Source organism: Tessaracoccus luoxuelianae, from assembly GCF_055326245.1.
Genome location: NZ_JBUZNO010000023.1, coordinates 1 through 7,911, shown reverse-complemented (window position 1 = coordinate 7,911; position 7,911 = coordinate 1). Strand labels below are relative to the sequence as shown.

Sequence of the window (7,911 nt, the reverse complement as noted above, 5' to 3'; positions counted from 1 at the left end):
CGTAGTTCCTCATGTCAAGGTAGCCGCGAAATGATTCCTGGTTCCTCACATGGTTTAGCCGCGAAATGGGTCAGGCGGTGCGTGGGGTCTTGATCGCTGTGGTGGCGCTGGGGAGGGTCAGCTTGGCGGTGTAGAGGGCGTCGGTTTTGTCTTTGGCGGCGGCGATCAGGAGCCCTTGGATGCGGGTGATGTCGCGGGTGAGTTCGGCCAGGTTCAGCTGCTCGCGGCGGGCCAGCAGGTCGGCTTGCTGGGCTGGGGACAGGATCTGGGCGGCGAGGAGCCGGTCCAGGGGTGGACTGGGGCGGTCGTAGATGCGTTTACGGTGTCCGGCCTTGTCGGCGCCCCAGCCGACGGGTTTCTTGGTGGAGATGAAGTAGTTACCGCGGTCAGCCACGAGGGGCCACAGCTGGTTGAGGAGCGCGAGTTCGGTGGGGGTGTCGTAGCGGTAGTAGAACCCTCGCCGGCGCACGATGTGGTTGTTCTTGGCTTCGATGGTGGCTTGGTCGTTCTTCCGGTAGGGCCGTGATCGGGTGAAGAAGATGTCGCGGTGGCCGGCCCAGTTGATGACGTCGTGGTTGATGAACTCGGAGCCGTTGTCGCAGTCGAGGCCTTGGATCGGGAATGGGAACAGGTCGATGGCCTGGTCGAGGGCCTCAAGCATCCAGCGGCGGGCGTTGTTGCGGATCGCGATCACCTGGGTCCAGCCGGTGACCACGTCGGTCAACGACACGGAGCGGGCGAACTCGCCCTTCAGGGTGGGGCCGCAGTGGGCGACGGTGTCGACCTCGAGGAACCCGGGCTCGGCTTCGGCCTCGTCGCCGGCCTTGCGGATCTGGATCGAGGTCCGCAGCAGCGGACCCGGCCGGGTGGTGGTGAACCCGCGTAGCCCGTGGGTGGCCTTGAACCCGGCCAGATAGCGGTCGATCGTGGCCCCGGACATCGCCTCCAGTTCGGCACGCACCCCCGGGCTGTAACCGCCCCGCCCCGGGGCGAGCTCACTGTTGGCCTCCAGGTTCGACAGGAGCCTGGTCATGTCCGCGGCCAGGTAGGGGCCGCACTCACAGCCGGAGAGCACCCACACCCGCTCCAGAACCCTGGCGGCATCGGTGGAGTACTTCCTCGGCTTCGCGCGGCGGCGGTCGATCCTGGCCACGTTCGAGGGCCGGGTGCCGGTGGCGGTCAACAGGTGCCGGGCCCGGTCCCGCGACAGCCCGGTCACGAGGCAGAACTCGTCGAGCATCGCACCCTTGACCTTCTTCGTCGCCGCCACATACGCCCGGGCGTACTTGCGTGTCACTTCGATCACGGCAGTCCTCGATAGATCCGATCCCATCGCTCCAGCGTGAACCGCCCTCACGTTCGCGGCTGCAGTTGTGTGAGGAACGATCACCCTTTCGCGGCTGACTTCTCTGATGATCGTCGGCCGATTGTGCACCAGGGGCTCGGCCGATATCCTGTGGTCATCACGCATCCTGTGAGCCGCATCCATCGGAGACGTAGGCTCCCCATCGGGACGCGTAGCTTTGGCTAGCTGATGCCTAAAGGGCGACAGTATGCTGAGCAACTTCTCCGGGACTTCGCTGCGATGGAGAAGCCTGTTCGCGGTGCCCGATCTTTTGCATCGCCGTTTGGCGGGTCGTTGTGAGGGCTTGAGGATCACTCTTGGCCGATTCTGTCCACAGGCAGCCGGCGGATCCGGCTCCGCGACGCTGGACACCCCCCTGGGAACACTCCTCGCCGGCGCCCCCTCACCATCCCGGACAGCACCTGACACGACAGGCCGACCCTTCCCAGACAAGCCGAAACACCCACCGGGACCTGGAATCCCGTCCTCCGGAGCCTCCTTCGGGAAACTGTGCCACCCACCCGTTGCGACTTCGACAATCACTTCTCCCAAGCTCAAACCACCGAGTCAGAACCCACCCTCATGAAAGCGCGAGGGCTAGACTTCCGGCCATGCTGGTTACGCTGCGTGTGCCGCTGAGCGATGCCCGTCGCTTTTCCGCCGATGCGGCAGTCGCAGACTCGGTCGTGCTGCCGGCGTGGGCCGAGGGCGGGTTCCTGCGCGGCGTTGGCCGGATCAGCCGACGACCTGGTGGCATCGTTGAACCCTGGCCATTCGAGGCAGCTTTCGCAGACGGGGTACGTATGCTCACCGTCCCGCCGGATGAGGTCCTGAGGTTCTCCCGCAACCAGGGCATGCGCGTGGAGGCGGTGCGAAAGCGTGCCTGGCAGGCTCTCAACGGGTCGACCGCTCTGCTCGACCTGGATCTTGCCTTCCAGATAAGGCCAGCACCGGCCGAAGACGCCCCAATCTCGTACTGGGCGTACGCGTGCGCAGGACGGGCACTCGCCGATGGCGTTGGTGCCTTAGCGAGCACCTCCGTTCGCATCCGTGGCGAGAACGTAACCCAACGACTCATCGCCTCGGGCCCAAAGCTCGCCGATAGGTACGCCGCCATGACCTCCTCGGCGGCGGGGTCGCGCAGCCTCGTGGGAGCGGGCCGGATCACGGCCGTCATCGAGGCGGCTGGTGTGACGGTCGACGGTGAACTCACGCAGGTGCATCAGACACTGACACTGGGGCGGATCACCCTCACGAGCCTCGACGTTAGCGTGCCGGGCGGTGGAGTCGTGCGGTGTCATCTCCTTCACACCGCCAGCCGCTCAACTGCCGATCGAAAGAGGATCCGGGAGCTGCGCATCCACATCCTGCGTCTGCACTCGATCTTTGAACTCATGCGCTTCTTGACGGGCCCCAACGTTTCCGCGGCCGCCATCGCAGACACTCCGGGCAGCCCCGCCTTCGACAGGCTTCAAGCGACCATCCTGGAGTGCGTGCGCATAGTGCGGACTGACAAGAAGCCGGGAGGGGCAGACTCGAGGGACCTTCTGGACACCTCGTTGTTCGCGCGCCGATTGGTCGACGTCGACCTGCAGACCATGCTCGCCCGCATGCTGGCCGCTGCGCGGCCGAAGGTGCGTCGCGAAGTCGAGGCGGTCCTGGCCGACGAACGTGCGCGGGAGAGTGCCGAAGCGAAGTACGTCATCACCGTGAACGGCGGGGTCGTTGGCGTCATCGGCGATCAGGGCACCGCGCACGTGGCACTTCAGCCGTAGGCCTAACTAATGGGTCGAAGACCAGGTGACGTGGGTACTTCCGCCCGTCCCGGACGTCCGACACACTTGTCCTTATCGCCTCGACGGCCGGGGCAGAGAGGGGGATCGGCATGGATCCGATCACACTGATCGTGACAGCTTTGGTGGCGGGCGCAACGACTGCGTTCAAAGACGTAGGCACCAACGTGATCAAGGACGCCTATGCAGGCCTTAAGGCGCTTGTCAAGAAGGCCTTTGGTGACTCCGGAACTGCGACGGACGAACTTGACAAGGCTGACCCCGACAAGGACGCACTGGAGGGTCAGGTGCGCGATTCCGGTGTCGCCGAGGACAAGGCGGTCCTGGATAAGGCACAGGAGCTGATGAAGCTCGTCGATCCGCAGGGCTCCTCGCAAGGCAAGTACTCCGTGAACGTTAGCGGCGGCGTCGTCGGCGTCATCGGCGATCACGGCACTGCCAACATCGGCGTTCCCCCCGCCGGGGAATGATCCTGAGCGGGGCGCTCCGCTAACTCGCTGGTCACTCCAAGACTCCTCGTATTCACGGTGCCATACGCCGTTACTATCCACAGATGAAGTACAGACATGATGGGTTCACAGCTAAGTTCGATAGCGGTGTGTGCACGCGATGCGACGAGCCGATCCAGGTGGGAGAGCAAATCGAACAAACACGAGGGGGTCGGATCGCACGTTACGCCCACGTTGAGCCCTGTCCTGGGGCCGCACCTATCCAGTGCAGCATCTGCGGAGACAACTGGTACCAGTGCGACTGCCCTTGATGAAGGAGGCACCGCTGCAGAACCCAGCCCTACTGCACGGGACGCATGGGTTCAGCCGTCGTCTGCGCCGTCCGGAGCCTCCGCGAGGGTCAGCTGCGCCTCGATGAGCTCGGAAGCTTCGACGTCCTCACCAGGCTCGTCACCACCGATGTCTTCGCCGAGACTGGCGCGGTACTCGTTTCTGATGTCCCATAGCGACTTGCCAGTTGTGGCTACTTTCCAAAATCTCCAGCCGTTGATCCCGCCTCGGTACAGGCCAGCAGAGTTCACGGCGACACCTGCCGCAGAAGGAGTGTCGTAGCCGACCTCGCCGACAAATACCCTTCCGTCGTGCCCAACCGCCGCTGTCGCGCCTTGGAGCACGGCTGGCCGTGCGACGAGGACGTCGCCAGGCTCGATGAGTCCTTCGTAAACCAGGAGCGCAAGATCAACCTCACCCGTAGCAGGCGCCGGAACAGGCGGCGCGGGCAGCCCCACATGCCCGACGGGAACCGGCCACACCGTGAGGACTGCGGCGGTCAGAGTCGCAGTTCGCGCGGCAATCAAAGCTTCGTCCCAAGTTGTTGGAGCGAACTGGATCACATCGTTGGTGAGGAGAACATCATTGACCTGCTGGAAGTGCGCGACCTTCGCCGCCCAGGCGCCATTGGACACCTTCGCATTGAGCTTTCCCGTCACCAGCGTGAGGTTGCCCAGCTCGTGCAGCGCGCGATCGCGTGCGTCCTCCTTCGCCCGAGCCTCGTCCGGCGCCCACGTCGCCGGCCAGTTCGAACGCCACTTCTGTGGCATGAGATGCTCCACGGTTCCGACGCCTCGGGCGATGGGCCCCATGGCGAGTGCGCTCCAGTCGGGGTAGCCGCGTTTGTGGTCCTCAAGCGCCTCCAGAATCATCCGTAGGCGAGATCGGAGGTACTTGTTGTAGGCCGGTGCGCCCTTCAGCGCCGTGGTTACTTCGGCGTCATCGGGCCAGTAGCCGACCGGCGTCCGGTTCGACGCGAGGTAAGTCTCAACCTCGGCCGGGAGCCTGTTGTGCGGCTTACTGCTGAGGTGGACGATCAGGTCGACCATGAACCGGTTGGCGCCCTGCGAAGGGGCCTTCACGATCGCGCGGCGAACAAACCAGCTCTCCAGCAGTCGAAGAACCCGGTCCTTGTCCGCTGCTGGCACATCGGCCTGTGGCTGTTCATCGAGCCAGATCAGTAGCGGCCGCATGATCTCGGAGTCGAGCGTCCCGACCCGATAGCTGAACCACTGTGCACGTGTCAGCGGGCCGGTAGATGCCTGGGCGCCTTCGATGACGAAGCGATAGCGGTCAGCTGCAGCCTTGATCTCAGGCAGGAGAACCTCAATATCGGGGCGTTTGGACGTGACGTAGTCCTTGAACTGTTGGAACAGCTCGCGGATTGGGAAGTCCTCGAGGAGGCGGGCCCGCAGCCAGTGCCATAGGAACCACGATGCGCGCGGATGGGTCACGCGACCAGAGGTGACCGCCGTAACCCACCACGGCGTTTCGAGTTCTGCCCAGTTCGCGAGGTAGGCGCCTTCTACCTGGTCCTCGGTGCCGGGGTGGTTCTGGAAGATGAAGTTCTTGATCAGGTCCGCTGCGCTGAGCGGCTCACCGCGAGCATTGAGAGTCTCGAAGATTGCCTGTGCATCCTCCGTGGCGTCAAGTCGAATGCTGACGATCTCAAGCTGCCCCGAAACGGCATCCACCAGGAGCTTCGCGGCGACGTCGAGAGTCGGGGCGTTGTCGAGGCGAGTTGCAATGGACTGACTGAAGAACTGGTGCGCCTCGGCCAGGCGCGACGACGCCACGGTCGAATAGTCGACCGGTGCTGAGGCGCTCATGACCGACTCGAATGCAGCCCGGTCGTGGTTGGTTGGCCAGACCTTGTACTGGTCCTCGGGCTTCTTTCGGAACGCGACCGGGTTGACAATCAGCGGCTCGACTTGCGCGGCAAGCATCGCCAGACCGCGTCGCTCAAGCTGCGCGTGCAGGGCATCCAGCAGTATCTGAAGTGTCGTCAAACGCTGTTGACCATCGATGACGCTCCACTCTTGCATCGCGCCCAGGGTCGAGGGGAGTTGCTGCACGACGAAAGCACCGAGGAAGTGCGTGGCGCTTGGATTCTTGCCAGCGAGAACATCCGTGAGTCGGACGAGATCCTCCCAGAGAGGCTGCCACTGCCGCTCCTTTGACCACACGTACGGACGTTGGAAGAGAGGGACGACCATACGGGACGGCTGGTAGAACACCTCGCGTGGGTTGACCTTCTCAGGCTTCATGCGGCGACTCTGAACCAGTTCACATCGCAGACCTTACCGAGCACCACCCACCATTGGTCTGCGAGTAGAGCATCAGTCACACCGCACCAGACGGGTGTCCGCTGGACCAGGCCGGCTCAAGAGCAATCGGCGCCGCAGCGATGAACGCGTCATCGGAACGACCGGAGACCCAGGTGGCCGGTCTGCCGCTACCGCAGTCCAGGGCGACTGAGGGATGGGAGGCCCCAGATTATGCCCCGGCAAACGCCTCGACTTCAGACAGACTGACATAAGGCAGGTTCTCGGCCAGGAGTTCCACGGCGCTGTCGCCCTGCAGGTGCGACCCGCGCGTGATCGGCGCCGAGCGTGACATGGTGGGATGCGGCGTCATTCCTTCTGACACGGCATCTCAGCTAGGAACATGGCGACGAGGAACCCGATGTCACAGCAGTCGGCGCTGAGCGAAGGCTGCGCAGAGGTAACGTGATGCGCACGGCGCGCAGGCGAAGGAGTTCAGGAGTGGTGCGATTCACCCTCGAACTGCTCACCGGCCTCGCCGTCGCGGCGATCTTCATGGTCACGATGTTCTACCTCGGCCCCTGGGCCGATCCACCTGGGATGGACGAACTCTGGTGGCTGCTCGCTGCAGTGGCGGTCCTACTCGCGTCTTGGCGATGGTGGGCACGCCGACGAACACCTTGAACACGTGAGCACCACCCATCGCGGCAAGAGCGGATGTTCGCGCTTCACCAAAACTCCAGCTCAGGTGGAATCGTCTGGTGCCCGGTTCACGCGTCGTGCGGCGGTTCAGCAGGCGGGGCGAGCTGGATCGGCCGGGTCGAACGGGCCGGTCGGCGGGTCGGAGGCGGCTGTCAGGCCCGCCGGGGCGCCGGATTGATGGCGTCCCCGGACCAGCTCATGTTGTCGTCCACACCAACCTCGAACGCCTCAAGAGCGGGATCGGCGAGAACGACGTCCGCGACCGCGCGCTCGCAGCCGAGCAGCGTGAAGCCGAAGTCGATCTCGGTGGCCAGACACCAGACGTGGTCGTCCGGCCATACGAGGTTCGCCGACTGCCCGAAGCTCTCGTCCTCGACCCACGTCTCGTGCGCGGCCAGGGGCGCCCGGAACAGGTGGTAGCGCCGGTGCGGCAGGGCCAACACCGGCTCGGCACCCCCCGGGACCCGGCTCGGCACCGGGACCTCGTAGGTCATCAGATCGGGGTGGTGCGCCTCGACCGCGCCGCCTCCCCAGAACCCGTAGCCCTCCCACACCGCGTAGGTCACGTCCCCAGACGCCTGCAGGTGCGCGACCAGCGCGTCGTGGTCGGGGCGCGGGAGATGGCCATCCGGCGGCCACAGGTTCGGGTGGCGCAGGGTGTCGAACATGTGGCTCCACTGCGCCAGGGGATGCAGGACGCGTCCATTGGACGCCGCGATCTCCCGCCAGCGGCGTCCGTCCGGCAGGGGGTGCAGGACCCGCACATACGCCGCGAAGCCCGTCGGCACCATGGCACCCACCGGAACCCCAGCCGGTCCCCACGGCAGCAGCCGGGGCGCGAGCCAAGCCGACAGGGCGGCGTCCGTCGTGTGGCGAGGCAGGGCCATACCGCAAGGGTAAGGCCGTAGCGCCCCACTCCTGATGTGCGGGAACGGGGCCACCCGCTCGTTGCGGACAGCGTTCAACACGAAGGCATACCGCGCTGCGGCAAGCGGAGCCGACACACGACCCTCGCGCAACCCGCGGCA

At 65.0% G+C, this 7,911-nt stretch carries 6 protein-coding genes; 3 read left to right on the top strand and 3 right to left on the bottom strand.

Annotated elements, in window-relative coordinates; genetic code table 11:
* Nucleotides 1–70 precede the first annotated feature (70 nt).
* Nucleotides 71–1,306 carry an integrase catalytic domain-containing protein gene (locus ACZK39_RS16575; RefSeq protein WP_463612408.1) on the bottom strand — a complete coding sequence of 412 codons (1,236 nt, stop codon included), beginning with the start codon at nucleotides 1,304–1,306 and terminating at the stop codon, nucleotides 71–73.
* Between the two features lie 650 nt (nucleotides 1,307–1,956).
* Between ACZK39_RS16575 and ACZK39_RS16570 the strand changes: the two genes are divergently transcribed.
* Both ACZK39_RS16570 and ACZK39_RS16565 read left to right on the top strand, forming a co-directional pair.
* Nucleotides 1,957–3,120: a hypothetical protein gene (locus ACZK39_RS16570; RefSeq protein ID WP_463613960.1), complete on the top strand. Its 1,164-nt coding sequence runs from the start codon at nucleotides 1,957–1,959 to the stop codon at nucleotides 3,118–3,120.
* Between the two features lie 110 nt (nucleotides 3,121–3,230).
* Nucleotides 3,231–3,608 carry a Het-E N-terminal domain-containing protein gene (locus ACZK39_RS16565; RefSeq protein WP_463613959.1) on the top strand — a complete coding sequence of 126 codons (378 nt, stop codon included), beginning with the start codon at nucleotides 3,231–3,233 and terminating at the stop codon, nucleotides 3,606–3,608.
* Between the two features lie 341 nt (nucleotides 3,609–3,949).
* Here the strand turns inward: ACZK39_RS16565 and ACZK39_RS16560 are convergent, their stop codons facing one another.
* On the bottom strand, nucleotides 3,950–6,184 hold the full coding sequence (locus tag ACZK39_RS16560) for a GmrSD restriction endonuclease domain-containing protein (protein WP_463613958.1): 2,235 nt from the start codon (nucleotides 6,182–6,184) through the stop codon (nucleotides 3,950–3,952).
* Between the two features lie 498 nt (nucleotides 6,185–6,682).
* Here ACZK39_RS16560 and ACZK39_RS16555 point away from each other — a divergent pair, with 498 nt between their 5' ends.
* The gene (locus ACZK39_RS16555; protein ID WP_187721851.1) at nucleotides 6,683–6,865 is read left to right on the top strand and encodes a hypothetical protein; all 183 of its coding nucleotides are present in this window, start codon (nucleotides 6,683–6,685) and stop codon (nucleotides 6,863–6,865) included.
* 170 nt (nucleotides 6,866–7,035) lie between these two features.
* Here ACZK39_RS16555 and ACZK39_RS16550 read toward each other — a convergent pair whose 3' ends face one another.
* Complete coding sequence (locus ACZK39_RS16550; RefSeq protein WP_344676232.1) at nucleotides 7,036–7,770, bottom strand: hypothetical protein; 735 nt, start codon at nucleotides 7,768–7,770, stop codon at nucleotides 7,036–7,038.
* Nucleotides 7,771–7,911 lie beyond the last annotated feature (141 nt).